A 20939-nucleotide genomic window follows, 5' to 3' on the forward strand; every position below is an offset into this window, starting at 1 on the left:
GTTCCGATGGAATCGTTTGCACGGGCCGTCGAGATCGTCCTCAAGGAAAGCGAGATCAAGGATGCACCGGGGTACTGCCCCGAAGCAATCCTGTGGACCCACGCTGTCAATCACTGCGGCTATATCCAGTCCCGCCATGCCATCGGACGCGTGCTCGCAACAGCCTAGCTGTGAAGCGCTCAAGGCACCGCGCTTTCCGATTCTGACCTTTGACGAATCGCAGCCCGGAAGGCCGTCGGGCCGCGGGTTCAGGATCGACTGGCTCATGCCCGGCGAGTCCCTCGTCTCGATCCTCTGGAAATTCGCCTGCGCCAACGCACTGCCAGGTGATGTGCTGATGCGCCTGATGTGCCCCGACGCTGATCCACTTGAAGGGATGATCCCACTGCGAAGCGCGCTCGACCTCACTCACCTTCGACGGCTGCTGCGACTACCTGTGAATGTGTTGCGCACATCGTTGCTCGACAGGACGCCGGGCGATCGGTACCACGCGGCTTTCAGGTATTGCCGGCAGTGCGCCGCTCACGGCTACCACAGTGTGCTGCATCAGCTTGCGGAGGAAGATCGCTGTGCGGCCCATCGGCTAGAACTTCGGACCCGATGTCCACAGTGCCGCCGGCAGAGTCCGTTCACGATCAACAGCAGCGTGATCGAAGCGCCATTCCGCTGCATCTGGTGTCGTTCACATTTCTGCTATGGGCTGCTCCCGGTCCGTTCAACGACGCAGGCGATGCGACGGCAGGACCGCCGCGCTATCCAGGACCGGGTGCTTCTACGACTCGGCAGTGATGCCTCGGGTGGGTCGAACGGGTAATCGCCGCATTTCGGGGCCGTCCCCGGGTAGCAGACTGCCCTCCCCTTTTGCGGCCCGGTTTATGGCGAAGCGAGGGAGAGGGTTGACAGCGAACGACGGTTAGTTGCATGTTCGCACCGCCGACGCGAGTTGACACATTTAATGACGCAGAAGAGACAGATTTAATACGTTCTACGCTTCTCGAATAACCGAACCGGGGCTTCAGGATAGGGCCGAGGCGCTTACTGAAAACAATGACAATATCTGGCCGCAGAGTCGCGAGGACATCAAGGAAGGCCGCTTTGCCAGCACTCCATGATTCAGCCGGTGCAGCGACCCGCGCGGCCGGCATGAATTCCTGAAGGAAGTTGTAATAGCAAACGCGCTCCCAAAAGTCCGCCCGCTCCTGCGTCGTGAATGCCGATGCACTCGCTGCACCGCTCACCGCGGCGACAATTCGCGCAAAGTGCGGGTGCTTCCGCAGTCGCGCAGTTGCGTCCGGATGTTTGAGCCGTTGACCCAGTGCCTTCACGAGCTCAGGCGTTGCTGTTGGCCGTTCGCTTCGTTTGCTTCCATAGTTAGATTCGGCAACGATGAGCACCCGCAAACCGCGAAAACCCTCAGCCTCGTACTTCGAGCCAATCCAAGGTATGAAAATCACGTTGCTCATGCAATAGAGCGATGTGTTCGCGCCATCTTGCCTACACGGCGCGGCTTGTACTCACAACGCGGATACGATGAGCAAGCCTCGAACGTTCCAAATGGGTGACTCGCGATTCAGGAAGCGTGTGCCGCAGTCCGCTTACGGGACTACAGTGATTAACGGCACATGGTGTGTATTCTTTAAGAGCAACATATTCGGCAAGAAGGCTACGAGCGCACCTGCTCCCGCGACTGAGCCAAAGACAAAAGCAGCGACGAAAGTTGCTGGCAATTACGCGCGAGGACCGCAGCCGGCAAAATACCGCAACCCGAAGTCCGGTGCGACTTGGAGCGGCCGCGGTCGGGCGCCGGAATGGCTCGCATCAGCGAAGGACCGAACCAGGTTCCTGATTGAAGGTGACGGTGCGGCTGCGTCGGAGCCTACGTCTGCTAACAAGGCGAGCAAGCCGAAGTCTGCCGCCAAGAATGGCGCGGTTGCGAAGAAAGGTGCGGCGAAAGGAGCCGTGACGACAAAGTTGACTGCGACCAAGGAACGGGCGGCCACCGGGAGGGGAACTGTATCCAAGTCGGACGTCTCGAAGGCTGCGCGCTCCCGCGCGCAAGCAGTCAATAGCTAAGAAAGCTCCTCGCAAGATGGCGGCGGGTGCCGACAAAGCGGACGCGCAACAGCTCGCGCTATCGCAAGCTACAATGACGAATGGAGAAACAAATTGAGCGAACTAATGTCCAATCGCTCATGAATTCGCGGCAGCTGCCGTACTAGCAATTTAGTTATGAGAGAGGAAATTATCGCTTCGCCCGAGGCAATCGCACTGATGCGTATAGCAGCTGCCGCACGGGACGTGCAAGCAGCATCAGCTGCGCTGGAAAAGCATTTTGGCGACGCCGGGGGAACTCAACCCTCGACGCTTGAACTCGCGCGCTTCGCAGCAGCAATGCAAGAACTGCGCGACGCGCGCGAGGAATTCGACCGTCTTCTATCGCAAGGTCGTCAGGATTGATGTAACTCCGACGACCTGCAACGTGCCTGATGAATAACTGGGTGATTCAGCGAAGCCACCCCGGATTTAGTTTTGGTTTAACCCCCCCGTAGGCGCGGACACGACCGCGATGTCTTCAGGTTAACACTGCAGTCAAACCACTACCGGAATTTTAACGAGTCGCGTTGGCAGATTCGGGGAGCCCTTGAGAATTAGCTCTGGCTTCTCCGTTACCTTGGCAATACCTGAGGCCCTGCCTTTCTTTAAAGCTTGCTTCAAATAAGGTTCCATTGCCTTAGCAACCGCCTTGACTGCGGGGACCACGACTGAATTGCCAAACTGGCGATACAACTGCGTGTCGGAGACGGGCAAAACAAAGCTGTCTTCGAAACCCATAAGGCGCGCGCACTCACGCGGAGTAAGGCGACGTGGATTCAGGCCGTCGCCGCGATGCACCAGAATTTCCGACCCGTCCTTGTAGTAACGGGCCGACAAGGTTCGAGTCGTATCAATAGGCGTCACAACGGAGTAGCCAAACCCATTCCCTGCCTTTTCATGCTTGTCGCGGTAACCTTGCAGGTAGCTCCAAAGCTTGTCGGTAAGGACGTATTTCGAGTCGACAGTTGATGCCGGCTCCAAGATGGAGCCGAGCTTAATGGAACCCGCCTCTGGCCATGTAGACTCGTCGGGCCACTCGAAGCCGACGTCCTCACGAAAGCCCACAACGTAAATTCTTTCACGATGCTGAGGCGTCCAGCGCTTACCGTCAACGACCTTCCAATCAATGTGGTATCCGAGCTCCTGTTCGAGTACGTGCTGGATGACACGAAAGGTGTGTCCTCGATTGTGGGAAACGAGGTTCTTCACGTTTTCCAGCATGAAGGCTTTCGGCCGCCTCTCTTTCAGAATTTCGGCAATGCGGAAAAACAAGGTACCTTGGGCGTCACAAGCGAATCCATGGGTCCGGCCCATCGCGTTCTTTTTCGACACGCCAGCTAGCGAGAACGGCTGGCACGGGAAGCCGCCCACGAGGACGTCATGGTCAGGAATAGAATCCAAGGGAACAGACCAGATGTCCCCAGCGATATCCTCTTCGTTTTCCCCGTGGTTCACTGCATAGGTGGTACGGGCGTATTTGTCCCACTCGCTGGTGAAGACGCACTTGCCGCCGATGTGCTCGAATCCTTTTCTGATGCCTCCAATGCCCGCGAAGAGGTCAATGAAGGTGAATTTTGGTGCTGCCATGGGTCGCTTTCAGTAGTTGTTTGTCATTGGCAGGGGAAAGGATTGCTTCCCCTGGATTCCTGGCGGTCATCGGACAAAAAATAACGGCCCTCCTCGGCGCGGCGGCAAACAGAGCTTCCAAAACGCCTGCTTCTGACAGGGACGCGGACGTCGTGCCGGCCCATAAGAAGAGACCAAAGGTTATGGGCACCAACATCGGAGACGCCGAGACAATCGTCAAACCGAGTTCCGTCTAACAGCCTGAAGGTGCAAAACGCCTAACTCAGCGTGGCCGTCGTCCCTAACCGCGACCGGCCGCGAGAAAAAGACACTTGGGCTCGCGAAGTCTGCGCAATTCCACCACTTTACCAGGTCCTGCCTTCGTTCGCCAGGACCGAACTTGCGGTCTTCATTGGGCACGCAATTTGGCGGTTCTGCGGGCATTTACCAGAGAGCTCAACTCCTCCACGAGCATCGGAGGGTCCGTCCGGTGGACCATTGAGTGGCAGTTCCCGCACAGAGGAATTAGGTCCTTTATGGGGTCAACGATATAGGCTGGCCCCAATTTCGATACCGGCGTGCGATGGTGTACTTCGATATAACCGTCCCCTAATTCGCCATAGATATCAAGGAAGTCGAATCCGCAGCACTGACACCGGAGTCCGTAGTGCTCGATGCAGGCGGCCCGATTTACCGGGCTGCGCTCATAGCGGTTCACCTCGACTCGCAGTTTGGCTCCCTCCGGCAACCCTTTCGTTGAGCTATCCGGGACATCCTGACACTCCTCTCCGGTGCCTGTCAGGGCAAGAACTAAGGCGAAGCATGCCGAAGCGACGTGAAAGGCCGTTGTTTGTGTGTCGTCTGCTGTCTTCCCCGATGGGAAGCGGCGAGAGACGTCAATCTCAACCTGAGCCCAACGGTCCGGCAGTTCAATGCAATTCTCGCCGGCATTGCCGTTAATGGCCACGTAAACTTGGGTACCTGAAGCCACGGCAGACTCTTTGGCACGGAGGAACGCTTGTTTTTGAGCTTCGCTAGCCTCAGACATGACCCGGAGAAGGGCTCCTGCGAAATTGTCAGCCTTAAACGAAGCCTCAAACTGTCGGTGCGTTCGGGAAAGCAAGATGGCAAAGCCGTTCCCCTGCTCCAACTCCGAAGGCCGCAACGCGTTGAAGTCCCCGCCATCGACCGTCTCTAAGTGCGAATAGATAGCGACCTGAAACCTGCTCTCGAGCTTGCGACGCAATGCTTCGATATCGAGCCCTTCGGACATCAGCTATCCCCATTTTCAACCGGGTCTGGCAGGTCAGCCACCAGCTTCTTCAGGTTGCGAGATACCTCAATGCGGAACTCCTCGAATGCATCTTGATTCTCGGGATTAATGTTGTTGAGTTCCGCTTGCGCAAGTGCCCAAAGGAGGTAATCCAGGGCCTGGATGACCGTACTGTTGGATTTGTTGGGTAAATATGCTTTGGTGTAGAACGGATGGCCCGTATTCAAAGCCACCGCCGCTTTGCTGTTCTTGCCAATAGTCGGCTCCCATAGCACGCCGTGCTCAAGGGTCCCACTGGTAACGACGTGAGCGCTGCCGGCATCCTCCGAATTCAAAAGTCGGACTGTCGTCGTGGTCACGCCCGAATTGTTGCTGACCGTAACCTTGCCAGTCGTCTCGTCGACCTTGGAGACTGCAGCAGTCTTTAGGGCGGAACCCTTCTGCTCGATGACATTGCTAGCCGATGAGTGGAGCAGGACGGCCGCACCCTTGGCGACCCCGGCCGCCCCCTTACGATAGCGCGTTTCAGCCTCTCGTCGAGGCCCAGAGAGAAACCTGTCGCGCAGCCACTCGTAAAGGCCAGAATTCAGCTCGATACGGGACTTCTTGATGTCCACCTGAAATGCATTGTCCAGAGTATGGTCGAACGATAGCTCAACGCGGAGCAAGGAATAGTGCGGCTCCTGCTTAAACATGTTCATCCAGTCAGGCCCATGGATAAGCCGGTTTTCCCGGTAGATGTAGAGCCCTTGACGTTCGTTGGAAATGCGTGCCGCAAGACGATTCGCGTCCGAAGAAAACTCCTCTCTTCGAGGCAGCACGAAGGCGCGCACGACGAATGAAGTCTGTGTTCCGTCCTGCAGCCGGACATCCATCTTCTTCTCGGCAACAGGCTCCTTTGTCTCGACTATGCAAAACGGGTCCCATGCAACAACAGATTCACCGTTAAGCTTGATATCAACATTGCGCTCGCGACTGTCATTGCCATCAAGGAACCGCTGAAAGACGACCCCGATATGGTCTCGGAGGCCTGACGCCAGCTTGTCGACTGTTTTCCGGATAGGCTGCCCGTCGGGAGCGTTTATTCGGTCGACGTTTTCCCATAGCACGAGCGTTCCGGGCCCACCAGCGGCAACCTCATCAAGCACTTGCGCGTGGGCAGCATCGGCGGCGGCAATCTCGAGGTCCCAACTATTCTGTTTTGCCATCTCATCGAGGTCCCACGTTGCGCGCAGCAATGGGCATGCTCCAGCGTCACGAGAGGCAACCGAAAGACGTCGGCAGAACGCCGTGGACGCTGTTTTCAGGCCCATTCCAAACTTGCCAAGGCTCTTGGCGCTGGCCCTCTTACTGGAGCCGTACTTCATCGCGTTGACGAGACCTTCCTCAGTCATTCCATGTCCGTTATCAACGACTGAGATGATGACACTGTCTGCGAAATCGACCTCCAATCGAACATGAATCTTGTCAGCCCCAGCTGCGATGGAGTTGTCGAGGATGTCAGCAACGGCAGCATTGAAGTCATACCCCGTGTCTCGTAGGCCCTCGCTGATACGAGCCACGTCGGGGGGGACACTGATACGTTTTTCGGTCATGGGACTGCTCAATTTTCAGTTAACTCGAGTGGATGACCGTCCATCCTCCACCCAAAACGAGCGTATCCCCGTCTATTTCCAGACTGGATGACGTGTTCGAGCGAATGATGTCGACCTCGAAGGAAGCGTTTTCGTCGCGTGAGAAGACCAGTGCGTCGTCAACCTTGGCGTCAATGGCACGCATGAATCCCGTCATACCGGTCAGACGGTATTCGTTACGCGTTCCATCACCGAAGAGCTTGTTGTTGTAATAGATGAAGTTGAACTCCCAACGCTCCCGACTCTGTCGCTCGAAAACTACAAGTTTCATTCTCGGATTCTTAACCGTCTTGTCGAGGGACGGAAAGAACGAAAGGATGCGCTCTTCCTTTGGAACCAAAATACCCGCTTGGTGACCGCCCGTGGTCCCGACGTCGTTGGCGCTCAATCTCTTCCGAACTTCTGTTGTCACTTGTTTAGCTCCAGTCTCAGGCAAGCGGTGATATCTGCAGCGCCCGCGCGATGGTCATTGGGTCAACATTTCCGTCATGACCGGTTACAGCTTCGTCGGCTAGGTCTTGCTTGAAAGCTGCAGCGTCTCTAATCACTTCTTCGACAGTCTGAACGTAGAACAAGTGGTGAACGGTTACAGGCTTCAATTGCTTTCTTCGATATGCCCGTGCCGACGCTTGGGCCGTAAGTGCGGGATTCCACTCCGGGTTGTAATGAATCACGTGGTTTGCGGTCGTGATGTTAAGGCCGGAACCCGCAGCCTTTGGATTCAAAAAGAGTACACCGTAACCATTGTGCGCGAAAAACCGGTCGACGACCTCCTGTCGTCCGGCGCTGTCGACCCGGCCATCAATAAAGTCAAAAAAGCCCTTCGGGAATCGCCTCGGAAAATCGGACATGAAGAGGTCCGCGACAGCCTGGTAGGTTGAAAAAACGAGCGCTTTTTCCCCCGAGCTAAAGATTTCATCGACAAGTTCAATCGTCCGTTCGTATTTTGGCATCTCGACTGAAGGGTCGATGTGCCAGTTCCCTACCAATGAGGGGTGGGCGCACAGCATACGAAGGCGCGTGGTCGCGACGAGACCGCCGGCAGCGCCGAACTGCTCTAGAGTATCCTTGCGCAGAGCCTCATATGTCTGAGCAAGGGGCAGGGACATCCTTAATGCCTGAGGCACCTCAATCCGCTCGGGCAGGTCTTGCGCTACGTCCTGCACCTTTCGGCGCAACAGCATCGGGGCAACGATAGGCGCCAATCGTGCGGCGTCCTCCAGTTCGTTCCCGAACTGTGAGGTAAATGCGGTCCGTGCTCCGAGTAGGCCCGGCATGACGAAATCTGACAAGGACCATAGGTCATCAATGCAGTTCTCCAAAGGCGTACCAGTTATCGCAATCGAAACCCGGCGAGGTATCCGCTTAACCGTAGCTGACCGCTCGGCGTCGGGGTTCTTGATTGCCTGTGCCTCGTCGAGTGCGACGACGTTCCAACGAAGCTGATTGAGTATTTCCTCGTCGCGAATGGTCGTGTCATAGGAAACAAGAACGACGTCCGCATCTCGTAGGCGGCCAGCAGAGCCAGCCCGGTCTGCGCCGGCATGGAGTAAGACCGAGAGCGTCGGTGCAAAGAGCGCCAGTTCCCTGCGCCAGTTCTCTAGCAATGTTGCCGGAGCAACCACAAGGGACGGCCCGCGCCCGGCGTTCTTTTCAATCTGGAGCATTGCAATGACCTGCGCCGTCTTGCCCAGTCCCATCTCGTCCCCGAGGATGCAGCCGACGCCCTGTTCCGCCACAACGGACAAAAAAGCGGCCCCGGATGACTGGTATGCGTAAAGCGTCCCAGAAAATCCGGCAATTTGCCCTTGGGTATTGCCAACTACCGGTGCAGAGGCGTTGAACGCCACTTCATCGAAAACAGCAAACGGTAGGTCCTTCTGAGCGCGCAAGGTAACAAGGTCACCAATGGTGATACGCCCCTGCGTCTCGATGCCTGCGGTCTTCAGCCAGTTGTGAGCTGTTCGCACGAGGTCTTCTCTTATGGGATACCACCGTCCGTCATGAATCAACTGGTCGCCAAATCTGTTTGCCCGAACGAAACCGGTATCCGTGGCTAGACCAAGCGAAAGCTGGAGGTTTCGCCCATCAAGTCCCGAGAGAAAAACGGCCGGCTGGGCCGGCTCGCGGGAGAATGTTAATCCGGCGATGTCTTCGACTGGACTACGAACAGTCTCGTCCCCGCAAATGCGTAACCGTCCGAACACCGCCCGGAAGATATCGATTGCCGGCAGGAGCAGGCGCTCCCCGGATGCTTTTTTGAGAAAAATTTGGGAGCCTTCGGCCACCCATGTAGCGCTGGTCATGACGGCGATTTTTCGGTCGTATTGTGGTCGCTCAAATACCAATATTGACACCAATGTTTACCACTAGCCAACAGTGGCACTCATTTGGCCCGTCGATACCCCACAGTTGTCCCCACGAACCGGCATAAAAGCATCCAATGCGCATGCTTACCGCCGCGCGCAGCCTTGGGAGCGTGATTCATAATAGTACGAGAATATTCGCTGAGTTTGCACGCAGAATCGCCTGCGAGGGCTTCCATGTGGGAGTATCTGCCTGGAGGGTGTCGTTGCTCGAAGGCTAGATGTTATTTCCCTTTGCGGAGGTCCAAATCACGGAGTTCCTCGAGCGTGCGAACAACCGCCTCTACCTGTTCGCCATCGAAGTCATCCCGGTCCGCTTCTTCATGTGTGCCTTTGTTCAGGTAAGTCCAGATAAGGCTGGTCCCTGGGATGCCGAGGATGCGCTCCAGTGCTCCAACAGTTATTTCCTTGTTGGCGTGATTGAACGAGCCGGCATCGTGCAGCTTCTTCCGCAGTGCCTCGCACAGGTTTCTAAGCGCCGGCTCCGCGCCGACACCGGCGAGTGGAACACTGAGCGTACCTAGGTCATGTGTTCCCAGCCACCGCCAGACCTTCTCGGTTAGCATCTCGAGCGCCTGCCGTGATGCAGACAAAGCTTCCCGGTCGTTCAATACGTCGCGAGCAGCTCGCGCTTTCGCAACGTAGTTCGCAGTTGGGACATTGCCGCTCACGCGCGGATGATGGTCTCCAGTATGGTGGCGGAAGAGATAAACCTGAGAGTCGCGCTCTCGGGGCATATGTTGCTGGATGTCCTTGATGAATTCGTTGCTGTGGCAGGTGACGACGATTTGAGTGTCCGCGAACGTATCGCTCTCAAATATGGCTTCCCTGATACCGCCGCGGTGGTCGTGGTCAATCGCATTGATTGCATCGTCGAAAACAATCGTCGGTGAGTCGATGCTCTTCGCCTTTGCCAAAAGAATCGCGAGGCCAAGACAGCGGATATGACCTTCACTCAGAACATGCAATGCATCAACACGTCTGTCTTGGTCGCCGCGAAAGGTGACTTCAATTTTTCCATCGTCCGTCAAGGGCAAATGCAGTGCCGCGAGCTTGTCGGCGTCCAGGTCGTTGCGATTGAAGTCGTTGTATAGATTAAGCGCCGTCTCGTTGAGGCCCGCCATCAATTGGCCCGGGAGGTGGTCCCGGTACGACCGCAGCTCCTCGAGGAATCGGTCATATGTACCCTTCAGCGGCGTGTCGCGGGCGATAGCGAGTCGCTCCTGTTCGGCCTCTGCTATCAGTTGGGCGTTTGCAACGTCAAAAGCCTCAATACGCTTGTTGGCCGCAGCGACGTTATCCTTAAGTGTCTGCCGCTTTTGGTCTTGGGCTTGAACTCTGAGGCGAAAATCCTCAAGACGCCTGCGTTCGTCGACGTCGGGTTTCCGGTTCTGTTGCGCTTGCTGCGAAGCGGCATCTTGTGCCTCCATACGCTCGACAATTGCAAACAGTTCCTGCTGCACGTCAGGGTTGGCTGGTTGTGCAGGCTGTTTGGGAAAGATGCCGGCCCACCACGCGCCGGCAGGGGCTGGCGGCAATAGAGCAAGAAACTGCGTGAGCGCTGTCGGCTTCTCAGTCAGAGAAGCGAGGAACCCGGATACTCGACCGAGCATCTCTCGAAGTTCCCCGGATGCGTGGTCCACTTCGCGCTGTGCGGCACGTTGCTTTTCCTGAAGGGTGCCAAGCTCCTCGAGCTGCTTCAGCCCTGCCGATGCTTTCTCGTACGGGTTGGTCGCAACTTGCACCGGCCCGGCAAGCGGTGTGTCGCAGGCGGGGCAGCGGTCTCCCACAGACTCTTTCAAGGCAACGACCGCGTCATACAGGCCTTTGAACGATACTTGCTCGCTGCGGGCACGCAGGGCGGCAGTATGTTCGTCAACAGTGCTCTGACACTCGTTCGACTTGTCAAATGCTGCAACGAGTCCCCGGCGCGTCACACCGATGATGCTTGGCGGCACGCGTTCCAGAATGGCATTGAGGGCGTGGAGTCGGCCCGGTACTGCCTCGGAGCCAATGAGCTGCTTAAGCATTTCATAGGTCGTGCCCGCGGCGTATTCGAGCCCCAACTCGGCTTCCTCGGCATCAAGCCCGCGAAGTGACTCCGCTTCGCCTTTGACGGTTTGTTGGTCAGTGGCCAGCGTGGCACGCTGTGCGGCCAACGCTTTTTGCTTGTTATCAGTTAGGACGAGCTGGCCGTCGATGTTTTCATTGAAGTTGCCGACAAAGTCGCTGAACTGGTCCATGCCGAACAGCGTGGCTATCAATTCTGCTCGTTGTGCTGGTGGCCGAGCAGCAATCCGGGAGAAGGAGTCAATTCGGTTCTTCTCGACGAAGCAGAAGCGATACGTGTCAGGGTTCGGAGCGACATTGATTTCACCGCCCTGGTGGTCCGTTGCTGTCAGGACGGGGTCAACGAAGCGCCCGGCGTGCAAATTCGCGAGGTACGTGCGCGCGACGATTCGCTTGGCGCCTGCTTCCTCGACCTCGCCTAGCAGCGCGTATTCCAATCCTTCGCACAAGCTAGTCTTACCGCTGCCATTCGGGCCATAGAAGAGGACGACCTGCTTGGTCAGGTCGAAGGTCTCAGGGTTTCTGAATCCACGGAACGGACCAAGAGTGAAGTTGCGCAGCCGCTTCCATCCCCATGCGCCAGCGGCGGCCTGAGCCGCCGGTGCTGGCGCGACGTCCGCGATTTTCGGCAAAGACTCGCGTATTAGCCGCACAAGAGTAATTGAGCGCTGACTGCGCTGTCTCGTGGTCGCCGCTAGCTCGTCGAAGTTCTGCAAACAGAGAATCGCCAGACGGCGCACGTCGGCAGGCATTGCTCTGTCCGGCTCGTAGAGCCGGCGGACGAAGTGCTCAAAATCTTGTTTGGCAGTAGCCATTACTGCTCCTCTCAGTGTCGTTGTAATGTTCGCCGCAACTTCATGAAACCACCAGCTCTTGGAGCCAGCGCGGCTTCGGCTTATTTGGTCATCGGTTCGTTCGTCGCGGACCGCGCAGTACTTCGAGCGAATGCCAAGGCGCCGTCAATATCAAGATGCGTCGATGCGAACGCGGCGCGCTTCACGGGCATCGGTAGCGCCCAGTCCCATTTCTCGCGGTCAAGGTTTTCTACCTCGGCTACGGACTCGATGGCTTTCGCACGGTCTAACTGCCCAATCCGATGTAGGGCTTCCGCCACGCGCTCTGCGCTGCCGTTCGACACGCCGATTACTGCGCCGTTGTTAAAAGCGTCAAACCTGTTAGTACGTAGCAGCAGGACCAGAGCGTCGTTGATATAATCACCTCGCCACGTGGCGATAAAGGTACCAGAGCCCTCTCGGAAAATGACGGTCCGTTCCAGTGACGCGTCTGCATAGTATCGACGCGCCTCTCGCAGCATTTGTTGGCCCGTGGCATCGAGAAACAATACGGGTTCGGTGCCCGCCAGAAGACGCCGCATTTCTCTCCGCACTTCGTCATGCACCATCGCGCCATTGCCGTCAAATTGCGGCGGCGCACCACCGCTGTCGGGTATTACGTAGATGGTTTTTGCTTCCTGCTCGACCTCTTCGACCCGCCAACGTCGCCCCCCAAATATCAAGCCTTGACCCTTGGTAAGCGGATGGGCTACTGGCACGCTCCCAAGCTGGCGTCCGAGGGCAACCACCCGAAATTCTTCGCCGTTGGAGAACGCCGAGTAGAACTCGTAATGGTTCACAAGCTTTTCACCGGCCACACCATGGAGGAGCAAACCGTTGACCGACTGAACAATAAGGTCAAGCTTGCCGAGATTCTTAAGGATGTCTGTGAACGTCGATTTGTCTACGACTTCGAACGGACCACTGGAAATCAGCGTCTCCCAAACCTGACCCGCAGTGCTACCGCCACGTTCGGAAATGATGGAGAGGATTTGTTGAACGAGGGTGGAGGTGTGCATTCCTCCAACGCGAGGAGGCTCGAACCAGCCTCTCATCAGCAGATTTACCATTGCGGCTGACTGAACGAGGCTCTCGCGTATCCGGTCCGAGAAGTCCGAGTCAGCGGTCAGCTCGGACTCGACGCAATAGCCACGCAAAATGGCGGGTTCGCCCTTGCGACGCCCGGAACGCCCGAGACGCTGTCGAAGGCTGGCAACAGAAGGTGGGGCGCCAATCTGCGCAATACTTTTCACCGCGCCGATGTCGATGCCAAGTTCCAGCGTGGTCGTGCAAATAGCGCTCGCCGGTCTGGTACCGTCCTTGAGGGCGTGCTCCGTGTCTTCACGTAGTTCCTTGGAGAGACTTCCGTGATGCGGCCAAAATTCGTTCGGATATCCGTCCCGTTCGCATGCACGGCGCAAGAGGTCCGCGTAGGTTTCGACCATGCGCCTGCTGTTTGGAAATATGAGGTTGTTCGAGCCACGTAGTGCCTTGTACAACTGATTTGCTACGTTAACAGTACTTCCGGGAACCGCGTCCTCCAGCTCAGGATTCTCCAAATCTGGTTCGATTTCAATTCTTGGTGGTCGAAGGATGAAGCCCTTTATTAAGACCTTGAGCTCCTGGCCACCACTCTTCGAGTCGATGATGTCAACGGAGGCTTCGCCGCCCGACCGCAGAAATTGCGCAGCGAGCCGCATGTCGCCAAGCGTCGCCGAAAGTCCGACGCGTGGAACGCTTCGTCCGCACACACGCTCGACCCGATGCATCAGCGATTGGAGCTGCTTTCCTCGCTCGGACCCGATGAACGCATGCAGTTCGTCAATAACGATATAGCGGAGACTCCCAAAGGTTGCCCGCAAAGACGAGCCGCGATTGACGAACATTGCCTCCAGCGACTCCGGTGTGATGAGCAACACGCCCACCGGATTCTTGAAAAACTTCTGTTTTCGACTTGCCGACACGTCGCCGTGCCATCCGATTACCGGTATCTCGAGTTCTTCGCACAGGTTATCGAGTCGCGCCCATTGGTCGTTGATGAGAGCCTTCAGCGGACTAATATAAAGAACCGACGCAGTGCACGGCTCGTCACGTAGCAGGTTCGATAGAATCGGCAGAAAGGCAGCTTCGGTCTTCCCTGCCGCCGTTGCGGCTGCGATGATTACATCGCGGTCCGCGTTAATGAGCGCTGGAACCGCGCGCTCCTGCGCGTCGCGAAGCTCGGTCCATCCCTCACTCCAGACCCAGCGACGAATCTGTTCATTGAGAAGGTTAAAGCTTCGTGAATCAGTTGAGCCGGAAGCTGGCGAATTCATCGTCACCCTCAGTTGCGACGTCAGCCGAGCCGCCCGTGTCTCTTTCCACTTCGAGTGCGCCAATCAACTGCCGCCAGTCAGCGGCCTGATTTTGCTCCAGGACTGCCAATAGGTTGATGAAAGCTGTTATCGTGGTTCTCGGTGTGCGGAAGTAGGTGTCTCCCAAGCGCGTCGCACAGTGGGCCATGAAGGCGGGGATGGCCTCTTGCGGCAGAATCGTCTTTTCTGGGTCGCCGAGCGCATGGACAATTCGAATCTTATCCAGCAGGACGTAAAAATCCTCGGGCGTGAGACTGGCAAGCCGAATTACCGGGCCGGTGTAATCGACAAGACCATTCGCGGCAAACGTGTTTTCAGCGAGTCGCGACTGGAGCGCCGTGTAGCTATAAAGCCCGCGCTTGGTATCAAGCAGGAATTCGGGCGTGCCACCGAGGACAAAGCCGAGCCCCTCGGCCGAACCCTGAAGCGAGTCGTTGAGAATCCGGAGAATCTGCTCGTAGTTTGAGTTACGAGCTTGCACATTGGCGAGCTTATACAGGTTCACCAACTCGTCCAGACATACCATCATCCCGCCGTATCCAGCGAGCTTTACGAACCGAGCCATTAGCTTGAGCTGGTCATACACCGAGGCGTCGTCAATAATCGTGCGAACGCCAAGAGCTGCGCGGGCGTCGGTTCTGGTGGAGAACTCACCGCGCAGCCACCGGATGGCGTCGCCCTTGAGTTGCTCGTTACCTTCATCGAAGCCGCGGCAGTAGGCGGCAATCACATCCGCGAAATCGTACCCGTTGACCATCTCGGTCAACTGGTTCAACTGCGAACGAATAACGTCCTCGCTCGTTCGACTTGTCGCCTTGGCCTCGGTCTTTGCCTGCCCGATGAATTTCTCGACAATTCCAGCCAGAGCGCCACCGTCCGGCTTCGTACGCGTCGACATGTTCTTCGCGAGCTCGGCGTAGAGTGAGCGCGCCTGTCCTCCCGAAGCATGCAGGCGTCGGTCAGGGTTCAGGTCCGCATGCACCGTGACCAGCTTCTTCTCGAGTGCGATGGCTCTGACGAGATTCAGGAAGAACGTTTTCCCGGCACCGTATTCGCCGACGACGACGCGAAAACTTGAGCCGCCATCGGCCACTCGCGTGATGTCCTGAATGAGTGCCTCCAGTTCTTTGACGCGACCAACTTGGATTAGATGCTGCCCGATGCGTGGAACAACACCGGCACGAAGAGATTGGAGGACTGCGTCTCGGTCCTTCGGACGAATGGTTGTCATGATGTGGCTAACCTTTGTGCGAATTCCTGATTAATCTCGACCGGGTCGTCGCCATCAGTGAGCGGTTCGTCCCAATGGTCGAGAGAAGCTTCGTTTACCTGTTCGATAGCGCCGTCGAGCATTAAGTCGAGGTCGGACGCTGCGTCCGCCAGCTCCGAGCGAGTCCATGACGGTCGCGAAAGAAGGAGGCGCAAGAACGTGGAATGTGCCTCGTCCAGTCCAAGCAGACCACTCACGGCCGGTTGCTCCACGACTTCTCGCGCGGGCTCGTCTTCCGGCTTGTCTCCGGCGAAGACGCCGGCGAGGAGCGCGGAGACTTTTGCGGTTTCTTTCTGCAATGCCTCGATGCGAGAGGTATCAAGCGAAAACGCCAGCTTCGGTAGGGGCGCCGCTGCTGTGCCCGATGTTGCGGCCGTCGTCTGCGTAGCTGGCGTGCCGACGACGGCGTTGCCGTGAAGGTCGCTATAGAGTCGCTTCGGGTCCAGACCCAGCATCTGGTAGAGCTTCTCCAGCATCTTCACCTCAGCACGCGACACAACGCCGTCGGCGTTCGCCGTCTGGACAATCAGTGCGGCAACAGCATTCTTGGCTTCGGACGAAAGCGGCTCAAGACGCTTCTTCAGGCTTGCCAGAGAAGCTGGCTGGGCAAGCTGTACCGCGGCACGCGCCTTAAGCCTCGCCTGTTGTCTTGGTGTGAGTTGCGACCAGGAGTCTATCTGGCGATGAATCAGTGCTATTTCCTGTCCTGTCGCATTGCCGTCTGCCATTGCAATCGATGCTGCCAAGTCAACCATAAGGGCGACGGACAGATAGTTCTCGTCGACCAGATTAACGGAGTTGCTCGGCGGCGTTGCATATAAAGCAACGAACTCGCCGCCTTTCGCTGCCCGACCTGTAATTCGAGCATCAGGCTCGACAGCGACACCGGACTCCCCAAGAATGCGCGCGAAAGCGGTCAGTTTGTCACGTGTGATATTGCCAGACGCCTTGAAGCGGCCGAAGAGGTCGCTGAACGTCATCACTGTTGGCACATTGGCCACAGTTGCCACTAATGAATTGAGTTCCTGGCGTGCGGATTCCGGCCAGAGGTCGACCGGAAGCATGAGGGCGCTTTCCAACGAGCCAATTGAATCCGGATTCCTTCCAACGAATCTGCTGTATCCATCAAGGGCGTCCGAACATTCGTTGACCAACTGCTGAATTTTGTTCCGGGGGCCCGTTACTGCGGCGATATCTGGAAGCGAGGTAATGTACGCAGGATATTCAATAGCTTGTAACGCTGGAAAGGCTGTGTGCGGGGATATCTTCAGTTTGGTCTTGTTCGCCGTCAGCTTGATACCCTCGCGAAACTGCTCCGCGTATTTTCGGAGGAAGAGCTGACGGAACTCGTTCCCGCAGCGTGTAACGGGGGTTCGCTTGTAAACGGCACCGTCGCCCAGTGCCCATGCGAGTGCCCAATTTACAGGTACTGGCTTCTTGTCGATGGCCGCCTGGCCGAATGCCACACGAACGCTCAGCGGCACCTCGAACGCATTGAAGATAGTCCCGGGCGCTTGTTCGTACTGACGAGCCGGTTGAGCCAGATGCAAGCATATGAAATCAATCAGGTTCTCGAAGTAGCTGGTCTGCAAGACGCCCGAATAAACTGAGTGCAGGCGCTTAAGCTCGGTCGCGATAGATTCGAGTTCGGTCTTCTCGACCTTACCCTGCAGTCCATCGACCAGAACACGCCTTTCCAGGCCGTAGAGGTATAGCAGAAGGTAGCTGCGATGGACCCGCGGGTCAGAGCGGTCCGAAGCCAACCATTGCAGGTATGCGCGACGCTGCTCTGCCGAAAATGACTGGTAGCTTATCCAGTAATCCGGGGTCCCTGTCGAGAAGTCGCTCGGAGACTTTGCGACGTTCGCTTTCGGGTTCAGGACACATCCATCAAGGCTGTTGGCCTCGGCTCGCTTGGGTATTCCTACATAGAACCCGCCGCGCGTGATGGATACTCCAGCGATTTCTATCGATTCGTCGGAACCCACCCAACGAACGTTCGGAGCCGTTTCAAGCGAGGGGCGTTCAATGCGGTACGAGGAAGAGGGCGAATCAGATGACAGGCTTACTGTAAAAAACTCGTCGACCGATTGGGCTGGACCGTTGCGCGCGGAGTTGGAGGTCATCGAGACACTCACCTTGAACCCGTTTGGCTCAGTTCGAGGAGTCTGGACGCTACTGGCGGCAGTCGTCGACTCCTTCTTCTTCGTGAATAAAGCCACAAGTAGGCAGCCCAGTATGAAGACAAGGAATACGGTCCAGCCGCCCTTCGGGGCAAGTATGATGGCTACAACAATGGCGACAACCAGCGTGCCCGTGCCGGAACCCGATTTTTTCGCCTTCCGGCCCATGGTCTCAATCTCTCGCGTCTTTTGATTATGCGGATTGACTTATCCGGTCGATGCCGCCATTTTCGAGCAGTATAGTACGACGAAAGCAAAGAGCCGCGTGTGGCCGGCTTGCAATACGCGTTGTGTTGTGTCGGCCGGCCGGGGCGAATCTATGAGATTGCCAAAAAATCCGGTGCCTAAGTCACAGGGACCGTGGCATCCATGGAAACTAGATTGGACGCAACCGACGGAATGTGATTTGACGAAACGAAGGGCGTTCTACGAGCTATTCACCGGATAGGGGGCGGTCGCTAGGGCCACTCCTTTGTCATAACAGCGGTATAAATCGTATCGCCGTATTCGCAATAGAAAAATCTATCGTTGCAAGCAGCCAATTTGGCCAAAAGCTTACGCTCACTTACATCGCGAGCCGCTGCGCCGCCGACTTGCTCAAATTCTTCCTGATTGACGCCTTAACCGACATTGAGGTGGCAGCACGAGACCTGCAGATTTCTGCCGCCAATTTCGCGCGATTGCGCCGGCGATGGAGCGTGTGGCTTGTGCGCAATTACTCTTGGAATCAATGAGGGCGGCAGGTGTGGCCACGGAAACTCTGGCCGTAGTGTGGGCGAGCGCTATTACTAAGGCGGCAATTACATGGCGCTTACGACGGCCGAACTGTCGCCAGTCGCGTGCCGGCGAACGGGTCCTGACTCCAGTCAATCGCCGGGCGTCTACGGCTAATCGACGTCGACGACTTCTCAACAGCAAAGTGCGCCAGTGACTGCCCAGCGCTTGTGGCTTGCCTCAGCCACTGGGGCATATCGCCCTTGCCATCCCAAGTGTCGCCGAAAGCACTGCGATATCGTGCCGACTTTTGGCGCGCCCTTTCTTCGGCAATCGCCGCCGCGACGTCACCCACCTTGATGCCAACAGTGGCCATCTTGCGACGCAGGTATGCAATCATACTTTGGCGCTTTTGCTCATCCATGTCGTTTTCCCCTTCGACGCAATAGTCTCGTAGCAGTCTCGTGACGACTCGTCTACACGCCCTGCCACCAGATGATTCGGATATGCGGAGTATCCTGTTGAGAAGGGCCACCGTCGATGTACGATTCCTGAAAACAGTGTTGCAGGCAGAGTGGCAAAACCGGCTGGCTCGTCCGTCTCACCCAGTCTGGGGGTGGAGCGTGCCGAGACCGCGGCGTTTTAGTTTCCGACGAAAAAGTACGGCAGCCCACCAACGACTAAGACGGACTCACGCGGATGACGTCGGTCTATAAGCGATGGACAAGAACCCCGGCCTTAAAGTGCACGACAGCAAGTATGCGCTCACTGACATTGAGCACCGAGCATTTGAGCTGCTCTCCCTTCTGCTAGCAGACGTCACCACCGACGTCGAGGTTGCAGCTCGAGACGCGGGAATTTCTGATGCCCCGAGTGCAAGTATCGGGTGGCCGACACGCCACCGCAAACCGGCTTGCCGCGCGTGTCACTTGTCGAATCGAGGGCAGCCAGGTCAATTTTTGCAAGAATCTTGGCTACTCGAAGGTTGGTGTGCCAGCCCTTATGGCGTCGAGGCGGGGCCGGCGCACCAGCCCACGCGGCGGGTCAGTTGGCCCGCCCGAACCGAAGCTACGCGTGGACTGAAGCCAAATGAACTGATGGTCCGGCATGAGACGGAATTGCCAGGCAGCGATTTCAACGGCGCCGACGCGAAGTGACAGATTTATTCGCGAAGTTGAGACACATTTAATACGTTCTACTTCAGGGGCACTTATCCGAAATTACATTTTACGTAATAGCTACTACATCTCCTCGTGATGCCCAGTCACGTGCCGACAGGTGGTCGCGCATAGGTCATGCGAGGCGCGAGAAAAATGCGTTTCTGTGAAACATTTGCAGACAAACGGCGCGGAGGTACCGCCAGGATTGCCATCCGAGGATATTCAGAATGATTCCCTGTTGTTTCACGACAGCCCGCTTGCCAAAGCTGATGCCCCTCTAGGCCCTCAGCGCCCTACACTTCATTTTGACGTCTCTGCCTGCGATCAAGAAACCGGAATTGCGGCGGCGCGTTGTAGCGAGAAGTATTGTCTCCCTAACGTTGGCGCAGTTTTTCGTTCTACGAACACGGGTTCGCAGTCGACCGATCGACCACGCGACGCGGTTCGTGGTAGGCCCCGCAGGAACCGCGGGCGGCTTGTCTAAGGTGATCCGATCGCACCCAAGGCGGCCGCAGGTTCCCGTGGCGATTGTCAAGCAGCAACCGGCCCCACACGCGCCGCACAGCCGCGCGCGCTCCCCTTTAGTTTAGTTTACGTCTGTACTCTCAGACAAAAGCGCACGTTGTCGTCCAGACGTTGGCCAATTTCATGCCCAGAAAAAGGCAGCACTTAGGCTCGGTCTGTTAGTTGCGTTTATTCGATGAAAATCAAACTCGGCTACCTCTGTCACGCCAACCCGCCGCGAGTCCCCCTCGCTTTTGCGTATCACCGACACGAACATCGTCTCCTCGCAAGACTCTGTACACGCGCTCGTGCCCTCGTCGGCCATGCGCGCTCTGCCGCGCCCGAAAAAAGCACGGCGTTCGCCGAAGTCTTGAAGATGGCGACGTAGTGGCGGTTCGCCGGACCGGCGTGGCCGCCTGGTTCTCCCTTAGCACGTCAGCTTGAGTCCGTCCGGCGCCAGACTGAAAAATCACGACGGCGCGATCTGGCTCTGCGGCGCAACTTCCTTTCGTATTCAGGCCACGATCTCTTGGCCCGGCGGACGCCAGCCCTGATCCGCGAGGCGGTTGCTGCACGCAGAAACCATCGTGTCAGACGCGCCTTGACGGAAAACGCTTAACGTATCTGCACAATCTAGGACGCGAACCGCCAAACGGGGACGCTGCCCACATGTGCGCGAGAAGATCAAGCCAAGCATCTAAGCCGTGCCACGCGCGCTGGGCGCCCGGTCCGACGGCTACTGCCAGCCCTTCGCCGAAAGGCGGACAGGGCGGACAGGTCGTGCGACGAGGCTGCCGTGTCTTACGGGGGTCTACTGCCTAGTCTTGGGCTGAACGTCGTTGCCGGAGGCCAACGAGGCGCAGACGCTAATGTCGCTGCGCCGTAGGCGTTTGAGCACGTGGAAGTTGCGTATGTATG

12 protein-coding genes are annotated in these 20939 nt (G+C 57.1%); 2 read left to right on the forward strand and 10 right to left on the reverse strand.

The window, feature by feature from the left end; all coding sequences use genetic code 11:
* Positions 1-1554: 1554 nt before the first annotated feature.
* Positions 1555-2073, forward strand: a complete 519-nt coding sequence (locus tag FVF58_RS32440) for an H-NS family nucleoid-associated regulatory protein (protein ID WP_342802419.1) — start codon at positions 1555-1557, stop codon at positions 2071-2073.
* A 156-nt stretch (positions 2074-2229) separates the two neighbouring features.
* Positions 2230-2457, forward strand: coding sequence for a hypothetical protein (locus tag FVF58_RS32445; RefSeq protein WP_149673844.1), 228 nt, complete (start codon positions 2230-2232; stop codon positions 2455-2457).
* 132 nt (positions 2458-2589) lie between these two features.
* Here the strand turns inward: FVF58_RS32445 and dcm are convergent, their stop codons facing one another.
* From dcm to FVF58_RS32495, 10 genes are all read right to left on the reverse strand, one after another.
* A complete protein-coding gene (dcm, locus tag FVF58_RS32450) occupies positions 2590-3681 on the reverse strand; it encodes a DNA (cytosine-5-)-methyltransferase (RefSeq protein ID WP_149673845.1) in 1092 nt (363 codons plus the stop codon).
* 388 nt (positions 3682-4069) lie between these two features.
* Positions 4070-4933, reverse strand: coding sequence for an HNH endonuclease (locus FVF58_RS32455; RefSeq protein ID WP_149673846.1), 864 nt, complete (start codon positions 4931-4933; stop codon positions 4070-4072).
* A complete protein-coding gene (locus tag FVF58_RS32460; RefSeq protein WP_149673847.1) occupies positions 4933-6528 on the reverse strand; it encodes an ATP-binding protein in 1596 nt (531 codons plus the stop codon). The genes FVF58_RS32455 and FVF58_RS32460 overlap by 1 nt, the downstream gene beginning before the upstream one ends.
* Positions 6529-6547: 19 nt before the next feature.
* Positions 6548-6979: an EcoRII N-terminal effector-binding domain-containing protein gene (locus FVF58_RS32465; protein ID WP_149673848.1), complete on the reverse strand. Its 432-nt coding sequence runs from the start codon at positions 6977-6979 to the stop codon at positions 6548-6550.
* A 16-nt stretch (positions 6980-6995) separates the two neighbouring features.
* Complete coding sequence (locus FVF58_RS32470) at positions 6996-8924, reverse strand: DEAD/DEAH box helicase (protein WP_149673849.1); 1929 nt, start codon at positions 8922-8924, stop codon at positions 6996-6998.
* Between the two features lie 233 nt (positions 8925-9157).
* The gene (locus FVF58_RS32475; RefSeq protein WP_149673850.1) at positions 9158-11818 is read right to left on the reverse strand and encodes an AAA family ATPase; all 2661 of its coding nucleotides are present in this window, start codon (positions 11816-11818) and stop codon (positions 9158-9160) included.
* 80 nt (positions 11819-11898) lie between these two features.
* On the reverse strand, positions 11899-14151 hold the full coding sequence (locus FVF58_RS32480) for a DEAD/DEAH box helicase (protein ID WP_149673851.1): 2253 nt from the start codon (positions 14149-14151) through the stop codon (positions 11899-11901).
* A complete protein-coding gene (locus FVF58_RS32485; protein ID WP_149673852.1) occupies positions 14123-15421 on the reverse strand; it encodes an ATP-binding protein in 1299 nt (432 codons plus the stop codon). The genes FVF58_RS32480 and FVF58_RS32485 overlap by 29 nt, the downstream gene beginning before the upstream one ends.
* A complete protein-coding gene (locus FVF58_RS32490; RefSeq protein ID WP_246217256.1) occupies positions 15418-17811 on the reverse strand; it encodes a tellurite resistance TerB family protein in 2394 nt (797 codons plus the stop codon). Before FVF58_RS32490 ends, FVF58_RS32485 begins: the two co-directional genes overlap by 4 nt.
* 643 nt (positions 17812-18454) lie before the next feature.
* A complete protein-coding gene (locus tag FVF58_RS32495) occupies positions 18455-18781 on the reverse strand; it encodes an H-NS family nucleoid-associated regulatory protein (protein ID WP_149673853.1) in 327 nt (108 codons plus the stop codon).
* Between the last annotated feature and the right edge of the window lie 2158 nt (positions 18782-20939).

This window comes from Paraburkholderia panacisoli (assembly GCF_008369935.1).
Lineage (GTDB): Bacteria > Pseudomonadota > Gammaproteobacteria > Burkholderiales > Burkholderiaceae > Paraburkholderia > Paraburkholderia panacisoli.

Coding starts and splice junctions, on each gene's coding strand:
- FVF58_RS32440 (WP_342802419.1), top strand. CDS start 1,555: ATGGGTGACTCGCGATTCAGGAAGCGTGTGCCGCAGTCCGCTTACGGG.
- FVF58_RS32445 (WP_149673844.1), top strand. CDS start 2,230: ATGAGAGAGGAAATTATCGCTTCGCCCGAGGCAATCGCACTGATGCGT.
- dcm (WP_149673845.1), bottom strand. CDS start 3,681: ATGGCAGCACCAAAATTCACCTTCATTGACCTCTTCGCGGGCATTGGA.
- FVF58_RS32455 (WP_149673846.1), bottom strand. CDS start 4,933: ATGTCCGAAGGGCTCGATATCGAAGCATTGCGTCGCAAGCTCGAGAGC.
- FVF58_RS32460 (WP_149673847.1), bottom strand. CDS start 6,528: ATGACCGAAAAACGTATCAGTGTCCCCCCCGACGTGGCTCGTATCAGC.
- FVF58_RS32475 (WP_149673850.1), bottom strand. CDS start 11,818: ATGGCTACTGCCAAACAAGATTTTGAGCACTTCGTCCGCCGGCTCTAC.
- FVF58_RS32480 (WP_149673851.1), bottom strand. CDS start 14,151: ATGAATTCGCCAGCTTCCGGCTCAACTGATTCACGAAGCTTTAACCTT.
- FVF58_RS32485 (WP_149673852.1), bottom strand. CDS start 15,421: ATGACAACCATTCGTCCGAAGGACCGAGACGCAGTCCTCCAATCTCTT.
- FVF58_RS32490 (WP_246217256.1), bottom strand. CDS start 17,811: ATGGGCCGGAAGGCGAAAAAATCGGGTTCCGGCACGGGCACGCTGGTT.
- FVF58_RS32495 (WP_149673853.1), bottom strand. CDS start 18,781: ATGGATGAGCAAAAGCGCCAAAGTATGATTGCATACCTGCGTCGCAAG.